This is a genomic window from Bacteroides ilei, assembly GCF_900128495.1.
In the GTDB taxonomy this organism is placed as follows: domain Bacteria; phylum Bacteroidota; class Bacteroidia; order Bacteroidales; family Bacteroidaceae; genus Phocaeicola; species Phocaeicola ilei.
Genome location: NZ_LT635801.1, coordinates 2,977,071 through 2,994,257, shown reverse-complemented (window position 1 = coordinate 2,994,257; position 17,187 = coordinate 2,977,071). Strand labels below are relative to the sequence as shown.

Genomic DNA, 17,187 nt, shown 5'->3' with positions numbered 1-17,187 from the left:
AAGTTCCATCTACCGAAAACATATAAATCCTGCCTTTTTATATTTCCATATAAAAAAACAGGATTTATTTTATTCAGGACAAAACATCATGTCCTTATCATTTATTATCCAATTCTTTCAGCAGTTCATCTACTGCAGCCTTCAGCTGTGTATCTTCTCCTTTAACAATCGTTTCTGGAGAATTCAATACATAAATATCAGGATCCAACTGCTTGTTTTCCAAATATGTTCCGTCTGCCAAGCGATATCCGGTAACCGGAATGCCGAACACCAATGTAGGATCCTGCATACGTACCCAATTGACCGTAGTCATAGTACCAGGCACAGGAGCACCAACCAATTTACCTATATTCTTATGTCTATAGACCCATGGAGTACCATGCGCATTCGAATAATTAGCCTCACACTGTAACATGATAGAAGCCTTGTTCCAGCGACGGCTAGGCATATCACAGACTTCACGGCCACGGATTACCTGAGTCAAATATTTCTTGCCGCTGAACAAAACTTCAATATCCTCATGCAAACGGCCACCTCCATTAAAACGAGTATCGATAACTATACCTTCACAGTTATTATATTTACCCAAAATATCAGAATAGACAGTACGGAAACTTTCATCACCCATTGATTCGATATGGACATAACCCAACCGGCCACCCGACCATTTCTCGACATCAGCGGCACGTTGCTTTACCCAACGGGTATATAGCAAATCATTCAGTGCTGCACGGGTAATAGGTTTCACCACTTCCTCCCAACGTTGCTTACTTTGAGGATCATACAGCGAAACAAGAGTCTTGACCCCGACTTTTCCATTCAACAGAACATCATAATCCATATTGGCTGTAACAGGCGTCCCATCTATTTTTTCAATGATTGTGCCTTCCTTTACACGACTGTTCTTATGGTTGAACGGACCTTTCTCTACAACTTCAGCCACACGCAATCCATCACCGTCATAATTCCAGTCATATAAAAGTCCCAAATTACCGGTCTCGTCCGATTTCAAAGTCGGATAGAAACGTCCTCCGGTATGAGACACATTCAATTCACCCAACAATTCACTCAGCATTTCTGCATAATCATAATTATTATTGATATGAGGGAGGAACTTACGATAAATGGCAGTCATGGAATCCCAATCAACTCCATGCATATTCACATTATAGAAACGGGCCTTTTCTTCCCGGCATACATTATCAAACATATATTCACGTTCGGCCGCCAGATCAAGTTTCATCTCAGCCTTGTAAGTAATCGGTTCAAGTTTTTCAGAAGCTACCTCCATTTTCTGCATTTTGCTGCTTCCTAAAATAAAGATATTCTTACCGTCCTTATCCATTTCAAGATTGGCCCAGCCGGCGTCCATTTTATGCAACAGTTTAGTTTCATGCTTACGGAGATCCATTTTCCACATATCAAGCCCACCTTCAAAAGCTGACATATAATAAAGCTTTTCCCCGTCTTCCGAAAGAATAGCAGCACCTAACCGAGAAGAATTCGGAGTAACACGGACTATCCGGTCTTCAATTCCGTCCAGTTCAACAACTATGTCCTTTACTTTGTTTTCACCGGCCTTTTTATCTTCTTTTTTCTTGGAATCCTTCTCATTCTTACCGGCAGACTTTTCCTGTTCCTTTTCGAGTTCCTTCTGCAACTCATAGTCTTCTTCACTCAAACGATATCTATCAAAGGCATCCTGATTTAAGAACACCAGCATAACATCATTCAAAGAACCCCATGAAGCATGATTACGCATACCATAACGCTCGGTCGTAAACAAGATGGCATTGCCATCCATAACAAAACGTGCAGAACCGCTGGTGTAACCGCTATTGGTCAGATTGACAATCGGCTCCTTACCGTCGGCACGAACAAGTCCTACATCAGAATACGGATCATGTTTATTACCTATAAATTCCAATGTAAACCATTTACTGTCAGGAGACCAGTTATAATCAAATCCCCCTGAAAGATTGTACCAGGTAGAACCATCGGTCACCTGACGAATCTGTTTACTGGCCATATTCACCACCATCAGTTTAGTACGACCTTCAATGAAGGCCACTTCCTTACCGTCGGGAGAAAATTTAGGGAAAGCACGGTCAACGTCTTTGGAAGGAATCAAAGCTTCTTCTTCAATCAAAGTAGCATTAGGAAAATTAGGATCCTCCTTACGTACAATCCTAGCTGTATATAACCCCCATCTTCCGTCACGTTCGCTGGCATATACCAATGTACGGTTATCTGCTCCGAATGAAAGTCCCTTTTCAGCTGCCGGAGTATGGGTTATCTGTTTAGTAGTACCATATTCTACCGAAGTGACAAACACTTCACCACGGATAATGAAAGCTACCTGTTTTCCATCGGGAGAAACGACAGCCTCAGTAGCTCCCCGGGTAAAGCTCAACGACTTAGGCAAATCTACATCATCACGGGTTAACGAAACCGTCACCTTCTGTTGTTGTCCATCCACCGTCTGGGTATATATTTCACCGTCATATGTATAACAAAGCCTACCGTTTCCGCTTATAGAAAGGAAGCGTACAGGATTTGTCTTAAATCGGGTTATCTGGCTGACACGGTTTGGCTCATCCAGCGGAAAGCTATATACATTAAAAGAACCGTTATCACGTTCACTCAAGAAATACACACTCTTTCCATCCGGACTCAAAACAGGATTACGGTCCTCACCCGGACGGTTCGTCAAGTTTGTATGTTTGCCACTGGCCGTATCATACATCCATACGTCACGGGTAATGGAAGATGTATGATGCTTACGCCATTCGCTTTCTACTCCTTTCTGATCCTGATATAAGAAAAAATTACCCGAATGACTGTAACATACCATTTCTGCCGGAGTCCCCAAAATCTGTCCGGTCCTTCCACCTTCTACCGGAACCTTATAAAGTTCTGTCATCGAAGTTTTCGGAAACAACGCACTGGACGCCGGATCCTGGATAGCAGCAGAGAAGACCACATACTTCCCGTCGGGAGTAAAAGTGGAAGGTATCTCCGAAACGGAATTTGTTGTCAGACGTCTGGCCGTTCCTCCCTCAGACGACATGACAAAAAGATCAAAATTACCGTAACGGTCACTTGCAAAAGCAATCTGGCTACCATCAGGCGACCATATCGGATTGGCTTCATACGATTCCTGGGAAGTAAGACGAACCGCTTCACCTCCAGACGATTTCACTTTATAGATATCGCCTTTGTAACAAAACACAATTTCTTCACCATTAGGGGAAATCTGGACGTCACGCATCCAAAGTGGAGTAAAAGCCCATCCGGAAACAGCGCCTGCCCCCAAAACCAAACTCAATAAAAACTTTTTCATAAACTCATCTTTAATACCTATCACAAAGATAGTGATAAAGAAAAAAAACTAAAAAAGATTTGGAATATATCAACGAAAACATTTATCTTTGCAGCGTTTTCTGAGGAAAACGATTAATGTTTGGACTATGGTGTAATGGCAGCACAACAGGTTTTGGTTCTGTTTGTCCAGGTTCGAATCCTGGTAGTCCAACATAAAAAAGCCCTGAGAATCATATTTTCAGGGCTTTTTTTATGTATTATCTTTTCATTTAACCCATACATGCTCTATTTCAAGGACATACATTTTATGGAAATTGCCATGCTCCCCACCATACCAACGTGAAACCAATGATTTGTCTATAAAATTTTCAGGATCAATCATATCAGCATAAAGTTTTCTACACTCCAGAACCATACGTGCCTGCTCATAGCCGATATTCCCACCGGCTGTAACGAACGGTTTCAAGCCTGTGGCCTCAACTTTGTCAATGTCACGTCCCGAACGGGCTCCACAAATACTATGTATCCCTTTATGTTCTTCACCTAAAAAAGAAAGAGTAACACCGTCACCGTTCTCAATGAACTCATACGTATAACGCTCCGGACGGATAAAAATAAAAGCGACAGGTTTTGCCCACAAGACACCGACACCTCCCCAACTGGCAGTCATCATATTAAACTTCTCCGGAGTTCCGGCGGTAACCAACATCCATTCATCACCGATAGCATTGAACATGTTATCTTTCAGATCCGAGACTTTCAATTCTTTCATATCACAATTTTATCATTAAACAATTTCACGAAAATACACATTTTATTCTGCTTGTGTATACTCCCATTCCCACTTTTTTAAAGTATCTTTGCTCTGTTAAACCGTTTATTCAAAACTAAAAAAGAAGAAAGGACATAATTGTGGCTAAAGATAATGATGTGGTATTGACCCCCATGATGAAACAATATTTTGATTTGAAGGCCAAACCCCCCGATGCAATCATGCTGTTCCGTTGTGGAGACTTTTATGAAACCTATTCGGAAGATGCCGTAACAGCTTCCGAAATATTGGGAATTACACTGACCAAACGCGCCAACGGACAAAGCAAGACCGTAGAAATGGCCGGTTTCCCTCATCATGCACTTGACACATACCTACCTAAATTAATCCGTGCAGGACGTCGTGTAGCCATTTGCGACCAACTGGAAGATCCGAAAACAACTAAAAAACTGGTAAAGCGCGGTATCACTGAATTGGTCACTCCCGGTATAGCCATTAGCGACAATGTACTGTCATACAAAGAAAACAATTTCCTGGCTGCCATCCATTTCGGGAAAAATGCCTGTGGTATAGCATTTCTGGATATATCCACCGGTGAATTTCTCACGGCCGAAGGTCCTTTCGACTACATAGATAAACTTTTGAATAATTTCGCTCCCAAGGAAGTATTGTTCGAACGCGGCAAAAAACCGATGTTCGAAGGTAACTTCGGAAACAAATTCTTCACATTCGAACTGGATGACTGGATATTTACAGAAGCTTCGGCACGCGAAAAACTACTGAAACATTTCGAAACAAAGAACTTGAAAGGATTCGGTGTAGAACACCTGAAAAACGGTATCATTGCCGCTGGAGCCATTCTACAATACCTGGATATGACACAGCATTACCAAATCAGTCATATCACGTCATTGGCACGTATTGAAGAAGACCGTTATGTAAGGCTGGATAAATTTACAGTACGTAGTCTGGAATTGCTCACCAGCATGAACGAGGGTGGAACCAGCCTGCTCGATGTCATTGACCACACCATCAGCCCGATGGGAGCTCGTATGCTCAAACGCTGGATCGTTTTTCCTCTAAAGGACGTGAAACCTATCAACGAACGGCTGGACGTTGTGGAATATTTTTTCCGTGAACCCGAATTCAAGGACTTTATTGAGGAAAAACTGCATCTGATAGGTGACCTGGAACGTATAATATCCAAAGCTGCCGTGGGACGGATCTCGCCGAGAGAAGTGGTGCAACTTAAAGTAGCCTTACAGGCCATTGAGCCCATTAAAAACGCTTGCCTGAACGCCGAAAATGAAAGTTTGCGCCGTATCGGAGAACAACTCAACCTTTGTGTATCTATCCGTGACAAGATTGCCAAAGAAATAAACAATGACCCACCGTTACTGGTAAATAAAGGAGGAGTGATTGCAGATGGAGTCAATGAAGAACTGGACGAATTACGTCATATCTCTTATTCGGGCAAAGACTATTTGTTGCAAATCCAACAACGTGAAAGTGAACTGACCGGCATTCCAAGCTTGAAGATAGCTTATAACAATGTATTTGGATACTACATTGAAGTTAGAAATGCCCACAAAGATAAAGTACCGTCCAACTGGATACGCAAACAGACACTGGTCAATGCAGAACGTTACATCACCCAAGAACTGAAAGAGTATGAAGAAAAAATTCTGGGAGCGGAAGACAAAATCCTGATTCTGGAAACACGCCTTTACAACGAACTGGTAGGAGAGCTGTCCGAGTTCATCCCTGCCATCCAGATAAACGCTACCCAAATAGCCCGTCTTGACTGCCTCCTTTCTTTTGCCAATATAGCAAAAGCAAACCGGTACATCCGTCCGGTCGTGGCCGATGACGATATTCTGGACATCAGGCAAGGACGTCATCCCGTAATTGAGAAACAATTGCCGGTAGGAGAAAAATACATAGCAAACGATGTATATCTGGATACGGAAACACAGCAGATCATTATCATTACAGGTCCCAATATGGCCGGCAAATCCGCATTGCTCCGTCAAACAGCGCTCATAACCTTATTAGCACAGATAGGTTGTTTTGTCCCGGCAGAAAGTGCACATATCGGTCTGGTCGACAAAATCTTTACCCGTGTAGGAGCTAGTGATAACATTTCGGTAGGTGAATCCACCTTCATGGTAGAAATGAATGAAGCTGCCAATATCCTGAATAACCTGTCTCCGCATAGCCTTGTACTCTTCGACGAACTGGGGAGAGGAACATCTACATACGACGGCATCTCCATTGCCTGGGCCATTGTAGAACACATACATGAGCATAAACGTGCAAGAGCCCGAACACTGTTCGCCACCCATTATCATGAACTGAACGATATGGAAGAAATCTTCCCCCGCATCAAGAATTACAATGTATCTGTAAAAGAGATAGACAACAAAGTTATTTTCCTCCGTAAACTGGAGAGGGGAGGAAGCGAACATTCTTTCGGTATCCATGTAGCCCGTATGGCCGGAATGCCTAAATCGATAGTCAAACGTGCCGATGAAATTCTACACCAACTGGAAAAAGAAAACAGGCAAGAAGGCATTTCTTCTTCTACCCGTAACAAAATATCGTCATCAAAAACATCGCAAACGGATGGAGTACAACTCAGTTTCTTCCAACTCGACGATCCTGTGCTATGCCAGATACGTGACGAAATTCTTCATTTGGACATAAATACCCTTACACCAATTGAAGCACTGAACAAACTCAATGAAATAAAAAAAATAGTAGGAGGGAAGTAAGCCAAATGGAAAAGAGTCCTATCATTACCCGAATAGAGTTTGATAGGACTCTTTTTATATTAATTTTTAACTGCTCAAGATAATTTTCAAACCTCTTTAAAATTAACCTGAACCGCCATAGACATCATTTTATCAATAATCCGCATTCTGCTTATATAATCCGGGAGTTACATTTATCTGGTTCAATGGAATAGGATAGAGATAATATCCGTCTTTCACATTGGCCTTATCCATACCATCCGGATTATGATAACGGTCGAACATGTCACAAATATCCTGTTTCCATGTCCCATAACGTATCTGGTCAAACCAACGTATACCTTCACCCATTAATTCGATTCTACGTTCACGCTTGATGTATTTCAAAGCCTCATCCTTACTGGAAGCTGTTTCAGGATCACAACCGGCACGCTCACGGATTTTATTGACATAAGACATGGCTTCAGTTACATTACCCTCGTCAGCCAAAAGTTCGGCATACAGTAACATCATATCCTCCAGACGCAATACCGGATAGTTGACTGGCCAGTCATTATAATCCAACATATTTTCTTCCGGATTCAAGGACATTCCTAAAGCTGCTATCTTCCGTTTGGTAGGGAGATACTTATAAATCATGGTTTTGGTATATACTTCTACATTTTGACCATCGACTGTTACAAAATCTTTATCATTCGTATATGCCTGGGTATTACCTTCTTTTTCAAAACCTATCAAAGTTGAAAAGCCCTCACCGCGACCATCTTTCTGTCCGTTTGAGAAAGTCCGTTCAAATTCATATTCCAGACTCTTTTCCACATAAATCTGATTACTGAAAAAACGCTGGTCGGTATAAGAAGGAGGGAGTTGCGCCGTATAATTGAATAACGCCGGATTACCACTACCTCCTGCACGATACTGAATGGCAAAAATCGAATATTTATTATAATAGTCAGTACTTGGAATCCATTGTTTTCTCCATTCATCTAATGTCGGAGCCCAGAATTTATCACCGTTACTTTTTGAATAATCCAATACCTCCTGCAAATATTTTTTAGCCTCAGACTTCGCCGAATTATCATTATAAGGAAATCCAGTCAATGTCATGTATACCCGTGCAAGCATCGCCGTTGCAGCCATCTTGTCAGCGCGGCCCTGAGTAGAAATAGAATTACCGTTTGAATCGAGCATCTTTTCAGTATAAGGTAAATTCAAGGCTTCCTTCAAATCTGGAATCACTACCTGATCGATAATCTCGCGGGCTGACGACTGGCCTATCGTCTTGATTTCAGCGGGGGAAACAGGTTGGACTACCATTGGAATATTACCAAATAAACGTGCCAGTTCAAAATATGCCCATCCTCTCAAGAAATGAGCCTCATTAATAAACTGTTGCTTAACCTTCTCATCATTGAAGGTACATCCTGGAATTTTACTTAAAGCAACATTCGCATCATAAATCAGCTTATACCAGGTATTCCATGCGTCATTAAAAGTCGCCAATTCATCATTCGCCCTAAATGCGCCTATTTCGGCATAATCACGTAGTCCGTCCGGACGTGGATTTGTCCAGGCATTATCCGAACGACATTCCGACATATATAAATAAGTTTCATTATGGACATCCCTCAAATCAGCATAAATACCGACAATAGCCTGTTCTGACTGAGCCGCCGTCTTATAGAAATTTTCTGTTCCTAAAGTATCTACAGGTGGAGTATCAAGATAATCTTCACATGAAAACAAAGCCAATGATAAGAAGCCAAGCCATAAAATATTTCTTAATCTAAACATAATTTTCATTTTAAAAGTTAGAAGTTGACATTAATACCAAAAGTGAATGTACGGGCCAATGGATAACCTCCGTAATCCAAACCCAATGCACTAGCTCCACCAGGGGCGTCACTCACACCTGCATTGGCCGATTCAGGAGAAAATCCTCCATAATAACTATCCCATTTGGCCAAATTTTCGATAGATACATAAATACGTGCATAAGAAATGAATTTAGGATTAATCGGAAGTTTATACCCTAAAGTTAAATTCTTTATACGTAAATAATTAGAAGAATACAACCAACGGGAATCAAGTGTAGTACCGGTTGTCGTACTCAAGATATAAGGAACTTTGCCGTTTCCTGGTTCATCTTCCGACCACCAGGCATCTCTCCAACATCCCATTACATTACTTTTGGCACCCATACCCGGACGGTCAATAGCACGTCCCAGAACACCAAATATACTTCCACCAGTCTGCGCCGTCAACAAAACCGACAAATCAAAGTTCTTATAAGTAAAAGTATTGGTCATACCGAATATAAATTTAGGAGTAGGACTTCCTAAATAATCCCTATCATTATCCTTATCAAACTTACCGTCATTATTCACATCACGATAACGGATATCGCCAGGAACAATCTGTTTACCTTCAAACGTCACAGGCTGGTTACCGTGAGCAGCACTATATGCATCGATTTCCGCCTGACTCTGCCATACACCAATGGCATCATACATATAGAATGTATTGATTGGCTTACCTACACATAAAATATTTGAAGGGTTATTCTTGTCGAATCCGGAATAAATAGGCGTATCATCTTTACCGATGGATTTCACTTCATTCTTATTGTACGACATATTGAATGATGTATCCCACGTAAATTCACCAGTCAGATTATGTGTATTTAATTCTATCTCAAAACCCTCGTTATGAATATCACCTAAATTATCCCAAATAGTAGTAAAGCCCGATGCACCTTCTACCGGAACCTGGTACAACAAATCGGTAGTATTTTTGGTATACCAGTCCAAAGATAACTGGATCCGGTTTTTCATAAATCCCAAATCAATAGCAACATCTGTACTATGAGTCTTTTCCCAACCCAGATCCTTATTACCTAACGTAGCAGTATAATATCCGGAATTACCGGCATAGACAGCATTTGTCAATGTAGCATATGCAGCAGTACTACTAATCGAATTATTACCGGTTACACCGTAACTGGCCCTCAACTTCAATGTATTCCACCATTCAGGTGCCCAGTCGCTGAAAAACTTTTCATTCGAAACTAACCATCCACCAGATACCGCAGGAAACATACCCCACTTATTGTTAGAGCCAAAAACAGAACCACCATCATAACGCAAACTTGCAGAAATCATATATTTTTCAGCGTAATTATATTGTACACGTCCGAAAGCAGACAATAACTTGTTCGGTGTAAGTTCCGACACGGTATTTTTATTTGCAGAAACCTTGCTCCCGTCAAAAGATCCGGTTATAGCATCGTTGGGGAATGGATACTTGAAAGTCTGTTCCGTTTCAAATCCCAAATTTGATCTTTCAGAAGAAAAACCAGCCATCAGGCTCAATCCATGGTCACCGAAATTATGATCATAATTAGCTACAGCCTGTAATAATGTTGTCCATTGACGGGCTGTTGTATGACCTCCAGATGAATTCTGACCTTCACCTTGATCCCATTTGGAAGTGGTACTTGTAAAATCATAAGTATTTCCGTCCAGATCATAATAATTGGCCGCAGCCGATAATTCAATTCTCAAATCCTTAATAGGAGTAATACGTACAAACGCATTTCCTGTCATACGTAACATTCTCTTCTGATTGATATTAGTATTCATTACATAACTTGGACTTGAAGTACTTCCGGCCCAGTCATACAGGTTGTTAGGCTCTACATTAACCATATAACCTACTCCCGGTTCAGAAACAGGAGTAGCGGCAAGAGCTTTATGTACCTGTGCATCCTTACCATTTGCTCTTCCCGATCCATTTGTTACAATATAAGTCGGAGCCAGATTTATACCCATACTGACATAATTGTTAATCTTTGATTCAACATTTGCACGGAAAGAAAAACGTTCATAATCAGTACCAGTTACAATACCTTCCTGATTCATGTATCCTCCGGAAAACAAATAAGATGTATTATCTGTCCCACCGGAAACATTCAGGCTATAATCCTGTACAATACCATTACGGAAAAATTCATCCTGCCAGTCCAACAAGGAAAGTTCTTCCGGATTATATGTATAAGTATGTGAATCACGCATATCCTGACTTAAATAGTTGAACCAGCGATCGTCATTAACTACTTCAAAAGCCTTGGCCGAACCAGCTTCAATACCCAAATTAGCCAAACGGGTTGCACTGTCATCCTTAATGCTTGCACCAGTAATTCCCTTATCCTTTGCTAAAGCCAAATAGTTGGCATCATTCCAACGGGTCCTGAATTCCATCCATTCCGTGGCGCTCAACACATCAAGCTTCTTCTCCAGTGTCTGAAATCCGAAACTGGCATTAAATGAAACCTTTGCCTTACCATCCTTACCTTTCTTAGTACTTACAATAACTACGCCATTCGAACCGCGGGAACCATAGATAGCAGAAGATGCAGCATCTTTCAACACTTCAATGGAAGCTATATCACTTGGATTCAATCCACTTAAAGTAGTCATGGGAACACCGTCTACAACATACAACGGATCAGAATTTGCATTTACAGAAGCTGCACCACGGACACGGATCTGGAGGTCAGCACCCGGTTCACCTGTCGTCGTACGTACTGTAACACCGGCTAATTGTCCTTGCAACGCACTCTCGGCACGTGCCATCGGACGATCCTTGATGCTATTGGAATTCATTTTAGAAACAGCACCGGTAAGTGTACTCTTCTTCACTGAACCATAACCGATTACAACAACCTCATCCAAAGTCTCGGTATCCTCAGACAATGTAACCTTTATTTCACTTTTACCGGCAACTGGTACATCTTGGGTTACATAACCTACAAAACTGACTTGTAATATAGCATCGTCCGAAACATTGGACAAAATAAAATTACCGTCCATGTCTGTAATAGTACCATTTGTAGTTCCTTTTACAAGGACACTTGCACCAATCACAGATTCACCTTTGGTGTCAAAGACCTGTCCTTTTACATTTTTTACCTGACCATAAGCAAAAACTGCCGTCATCCAAAATAACAGGATAAAGGAAATCCTCAATAAATGACCGGTCAAACTTAATTGATTCGAAATCACAACTTTGTTGTTTTCCATAGATTAAAGTTTAAAACATAATAATTTATTATAGAATGTATATCATTGTTCAGGAATATACTTTATATCATTAGTGTCCCGTTAAAATCGGGACAAATTAATATTAATCAAACAATCCCGGAAAAAGGGAAGAATTGAGTTCTTTGACATCGTTGAAATTAGTCTTATCAAACAGTTCCTTAAGGCATGTTTTGTCCGTAAGAGAAATGCTTAGAATTTGTAGAACTTCATATGTTGACCGTTCCAGTTGCATATCATGTTGCACTATAGCAACAAGGCAATAACTGATAATGGCAGTACTGATTTGGATTCGAACAGCGTTCTCCGTAGTACCCCAAAACTTCTTAATTTTGAGGTGCTGCTTTAGCCATTTGAAGAACAACTCAACCTGCCAGCGGTTTTTATACAGTTCGACGATTTCAAGTGAAGTGAGATGAAAAGCATTGGTAAGAAAGACAAACTCTCTATCCTGATTTTCGTCTCTGTACTTCACTAAGCGCAACCGCTCAGGATACTTCTGCCGAGTGATTATGTCGGTAAGTTCTATTACAGAATCGGTAAGTACATTCTTTGGCAATCTGCGTCTCCATCGGATACATTTAAACTGTAGATTCTTCTTGGCTCTCACCACAAAGAAAGACTCGTGCAAATGTATCTTATAGAGTTCTTTGAAGGCATTGTAACCACGGTCAAACACATAGTAAGACTCTGATTCATAAGGAATATACTTCATTGCTTTTGAATCGTGGACAGATGCTGTAGAGAAGTGGAAGTATGCTGGGACTTGTGCTTCCAAGTCATACAACACATGAGCTTTTACACCACCTTTCTTCTTACGAAACTTGGCCCACCAAAAGATAGACAGACATAAAGGTATTGTCGTAGAATCGAAAGCATACACATGCCCTTTCAACTTAAAAATATCTGTTGCCTGTTTTTTCCGAGCCTGTTCCATCATGAAGAATGCAAAGTCTTCAAAGATGCGGTAATCTCGATTTTGGTTGGCTGAAGCAAATGTCGTTTTAGCAATAGGATTCCGTCCTATTCCAAGATGATAGCATTTGGTATGATGCGCTTCCAGCGCCACGACTACATCGCGTAAACTTTCACGATTACTAAGCTGACCAAACATCAGTGCAAGAAGTTGGTTCCAGCACGTGAATGACTTGACATACCGATTGCCATTGTATTTGTCAACTAAGTGGCGAAACTTATCTTTATCAAGAAATTCTACCAATTGGGCAAAGATATATTTGTTTTTGTTCATATGCAGTCTATCTTATAGACTACAATGTAGCAATTTCAAATCGTCGCACCCTAAAAATGCTTGTAAAAGACTATATTTCAACTATTTCAAAGACCGATTCCCTTTTTTAACGGGACAGTAGTGTACTTTATATCAATACTTATATCCTCATTGTCTCTAAGTTCAATTTTCCCGCCATCAGCTACTTTCAAACGAACATTACCAATATTAAAACCAGAAGTATAAGCGATTTTTCCGGCTTTCTTTACTTCTGCCTTTATACCGGTCAAATAAAAATTCTCAAGCCGTAGAGCATCATTCCAACCAGAAGCCGATATAAAAGTCCCGACATCAGTACCTTCAATATCCGACAGATATACATTACGGAAATGAGGATATCCCTTCTCTTCGGGAGTTACAGGTGTAAGCATCACTTTCCAATGTTCAGGTATTTCTTTTCCCTCGTATTCTTCAGGTAATTTAGAATAGCTATAACTCGGATTCCAATTAAGGTCAGCTACCAGAATTCCACGGGTAGAATCGGCCTTAATACGAGTCATATAAATGTTTTCAACAATACCTCCACGATTCATAGCCGATTTCAAGCGACATACAGATGAAGTACCTGAGGCCTTTAAATCATATCCCAATACATTCCGAATACCACCTGAAGTTTCACTACCACAAGTGATTAAACCAGCCCCTTTATGTGTAACACAATTACGTACAATAACATTCATAGTTGGACGATTTACCCTCAAACCATCAGCATCGCGACCAGCTTTAATACATATATTGTCATCATTACAATCTATTTCACAATTTTCAATAAGAATATTGGTGGAAGAATCAATATCTATTCCATCCGTACTAGGTCCATGGCCTTCTATATTATTATTAATAGTAATGCCATCGATCGTACATTTGTCAGAATACAATATCTGACATCCCCAAAAACCAGTACGCATTAATATAAAATTCTTCAAAGTAACCTGCTTACTGTTCGAAACCAGAATTCCTCGTACCCGCTTACAATCGTAATCTACAATCCAACGAAGTTTTTTCTTTTCATAATCTTTACGCATGTTCCAATACTTGTTCCACCACACCTTTCCACGACCGTCAATTATGCCTTTTCCGGTAAGAGCTACATTTTCGGCATCTAATATATTAACAACAGCACTGGGCCATACCATTTCAATACCCGCTATACGCGTACGAATTTCAGGATAATCCGCTATATTTTCACTGGCAATTAAAACTGCTCCTTCATGAAGATGCAGATTTACATTACTTTTCAAATAAATAGCACCAATCCTATACTTTCCTGCAGGAATTTCAACAATACCACCACCTGCCTTACTACAAGCATCAATGGCACGTTGAATGGCAGAGGTACTTAATTGCATAGTATCATTCTTCAATCCATAATCAAAAGCAGAAAATTTATCGCCCTCCGGGAATAACTGAGAACCAACTTCACCAGTCCAAGATAAATCAGGAGATGGAATACCTTCCCCCCATTCGAAATCAGGAAAAGATTGTGACTTACCCACAATAAAAGTGGCAAATAACATTAAGGTTATCAAAATTTTTTTCATATCTCAATAAGTCAAATAATACAGCAATTATTCTAAAAAAATAGATACATTGACGACCTAACAGGAATTATCTTTATATCTCATCCACATAAACGTCTGCTTTTCCAACTTTCCAACAAATCATATAGACAGAATAATTTCTAATTTCTATTAGTATCTTTAGCATAAAATTATCTGTTTTTAATATCATCAATATGGAAAAATATCCACTATATATGGAAAATTCAGTTATAAAACATATATTATATCCCATATATAGAAACAGACATCTTCGAAACAAATACATAAATGAAAATAATAACCAGATGAAAGATCTATCAAATACTACATATAACTTTCAAAATAAACAGACTCTTGAAAATGGTAACTGATATAATGATTACTACTCTGAATAACCAATATAATAAGTAAATTATTAATATAAATGAAGCTTTCAATAATAACAAAATCCAATATAATAGATAATATCTGTCAAATTAGCTCATCAGAAAATTAATGAGATTATATTTCAAAGAAAAATTTGATATCAATAACTCCTCTGAGTACACTCTGAATTATTTAGGTCAACAATATTCATACTAACATATACAAAGAATCCGATTTACATTTTTATATGTAAACCGGATATCTTCGCGGTGCGTACGGGACTCGAACCCGTGACCCCATGCGTGACAGGCATGTATTCTAACCAACTGAACTAACGCACCAATTGTTTTTGTTTCGCTTACAATCTTTCTCGATTGCGGTTGCAAAGGTACAACAATTTTTGATTCTTGCAAACTTTTACATAAACTTTTTCCTTATATTTTTTCAGAATGAATAGTACATAATTAATTATCAATATCTTAACAATTAAAAAAAGGATAAAAATTACAACGAGCTATTCAAATATAAATATCCATATTTGAATAGAGAATGCATCATTCCATATAATTCTTTATACTGAAACAATGCATTCTCATCTATATTCTAAAAATCAATGATTATATACCTTAATACGATTATATCCATAAACTGCCAGATCACCTAACTCTTCTTCAATACGAAGGAGTTGATTATACTTTGCCATACGGTCGGAACGACTCAAAGAACCAGTCTTAATCTGCCCACTATTCGTAGCAACCGCTATATCGGCAATAGTAACGTCTTCTGTTTCCCCTGAACGATGAGAAGTTACAGTCGTATATCCATGACGATGAGCCATCTCAATAGCATCCAATGTTTCACTTAACGAACCTATCTGGTTCACTTTGATTAAAATAGAATTAGCACATCCTTTTTCGATTCCCTTCGACAAAAATTCTACATTGGTAACAAACAGATCATCTCCTACCAATTGACAACGACTCCCTATACGGGAAGTCAATTTCTGCCATCCGTCCCAATCGTTTTCACTCATGCCGTCCTCTATCGAATCAATCGGATATTTGCTTATCAAGCTCTCCAAATAAGCTATCTGTTCATCCGAAGTACGTCTTATGCCATTTTTTCCTTCAAATACAGTATAATCATAAACCCCGTCTCTATAAAATTCAGACGATGCACAATCCATACCAATCATGATATCTTTACCCGGTTCATACCCGGCATCTCTTATAGCAGTAACAATAGATTCCAATGCATCTTCCGTTCCTTTCAAAGCAGGAGCAAAGCCTCCTTCATCACCAACAGCCGTACTCAACCCACGATTATGAAGTACTTCCTTCAACGCATGAAACACTTCAGACCCCATCCGCAACCCTTCACGGAACGAAGAAGCACCTGTAGGTCTGATCATAAATTCCTGAAAAGCTATCGGAGCATCACTGTGTGAACCTCCATTGATGATATTCATCATAGGAACCGGCATAATATAAGTATTGACACCTCCGATATAACGGTATAAAGGAATTTTCAAATAATTCGCTGCTGCTTTGGCTACAGCCAGAGAAACTCCCAATATAGCATTTGCCCCTAAATTTGATTTAGTATTCGTACCATCCATTTCTATCATTTTCTTATCAATGGCACGCTGCTCCAGAACCGACCAACCACATAATGCCGGAGCTATCAAAGTATTGATATTTTCAACAGCCTTCAATACACCTTTTCCACCATAACGCTTCGGATCCTTATCACGAAGTTCCAATGCTTCATGTTCACCAGTAGAAGCTCCAGAGGGTACAGAAGCACGGCCTATCACACCAGAGTCCAATTTAACCTCCACTTCTACAGTAGGATTACCTCGTGAATCCAGTATTTCACGACCAATAATCGATTTTATTTTCATAACAAGAATTTTTTAAAGTCTATACCTAATTCAATACTCCATCCGGATTTTATGAAAAAGCAGAATATCTGGATATGGAAAATATCATTAAAGAAATATGACCACACCAGATATCCTGCATATATCTACAAAACAATTATT

General features: G+C 39.7%; 8 protein-coding genes and 2 tRNA genes. 2 read left to right on the top strand and 8 right to left on the bottom strand.

Annotation, left to right across the window (positions count from 1 at the left end; genetic code table 11):
* Positions 1-97: 97 nt before the first annotated feature.
* On the bottom strand, positions 98-3,343 hold the full coding sequence (locus BQ7489_RS12695) for a S41 family peptidase (RefSeq protein ID WP_072531298.1): 3,246 nt from the start codon (positions 3,341-3,343) through the stop codon (positions 98-100).
* 121 nt (positions 3,344-3,464) lie between these two features.
* Between BQ7489_RS12695 and BQ7489_RS12690 the strand changes: the two genes are divergently transcribed.
* A tRNA-Gln gene (locus tag BQ7489_RS12690) sits at positions 3,465-3,535 on the top strand.
* Between the two features lie 54 nt (positions 3,536-3,589).
* Here BQ7489_RS12690 and BQ7489_RS12685 read toward each other — a convergent pair.
* Positions 3,590-4,096 carry a flavin reductase family protein gene (locus BQ7489_RS12685; protein ID WP_072531297.1) on the bottom strand — a complete coding sequence of 169 codons (507 nt, stop codon included), beginning with the start codon at positions 4,094-4,096 and terminating at the stop codon, positions 3,590-3,592.
* A 173-nt stretch (positions 4,097-4,269) separates the two neighbouring features.
* Between BQ7489_RS12685 and mutS the strand changes: the two genes are divergently transcribed.
* A complete protein-coding gene (mutS, locus tag BQ7489_RS12680; RefSeq protein ID WP_072532185.1) occupies positions 4,270-6,870 on the top strand; it encodes a DNA mismatch repair protein MutS in 2,601 nt (866 codons plus the stop codon).
* Between the two features lie 132 nt (positions 6,871-7,002).
* On the opposite strand, the gene BQ7489_RS12675 is transcribed toward mutS, so the two are convergent.
* The 6 genes from BQ7489_RS12675 to eno all read right to left on the bottom strand — a co-directional run bounded on the left by BQ7489_RS12675 (position 7,003) and on the right by eno (position 17,046).
* Positions 7,003-8,643, bottom strand: coding sequence for a RagB/SusD family nutrient uptake outer membrane protein (locus BQ7489_RS12675; RefSeq protein ID WP_072531296.1), 1,641 nt, complete (start codon positions 8,641-8,643; stop codon positions 7,003-7,005).
* Between the two features lie 17 nt (positions 8,644-8,660).
* The gene (locus BQ7489_RS12670; protein ID WP_072531295.1) at positions 8,661-11,930 is read right to left on the bottom strand and encodes a SusC/RagA family TonB-linked outer membrane protein; all 3,270 of its coding nucleotides are present in this window, start codon (positions 11,928-11,930) and stop codon (positions 8,661-8,663) included.
* A 103-nt stretch (positions 11,931-12,033) separates the two neighbouring features.
* The gene (locus tag BQ7489_RS12665; RefSeq protein WP_072529666.1) at positions 12,034-13,197 is read right to left on the bottom strand and encodes an IS4 family transposase; all 1,164 of its coding nucleotides are present in this window, start codon (positions 13,195-13,197) and stop codon (positions 12,034-12,036) included.
* Positions 13,198-13,283: 86 nt separating this feature from the next.
* On the bottom strand, positions 13,284-14,777 hold the full coding sequence (locus BQ7489_RS12660; RefSeq protein ID WP_072531294.1) for a glycoside hydrolase family 28 protein: 1,494 nt from the start codon (positions 14,775-14,777) through the stop codon (positions 13,284-13,286).
* Between the two features lie 633 nt (positions 14,778-15,410).
* Positions 15,411-15,484: transfer RNA gene (locus tag BQ7489_RS12655), tRNA-Asp, on the bottom strand.
* Positions 15,485-15,753: 269 nt separating this feature from the next.
* Positions 15,754-17,046, bottom strand: a complete 1,293-nt coding sequence (gene eno, locus BQ7489_RS12650; protein WP_072531293.1) for a phosphopyruvate hydratase — start codon at positions 17,044-17,046, stop codon at positions 15,754-15,756.
* Positions 17,047-17,187 lie beyond the last annotated feature (141 nt).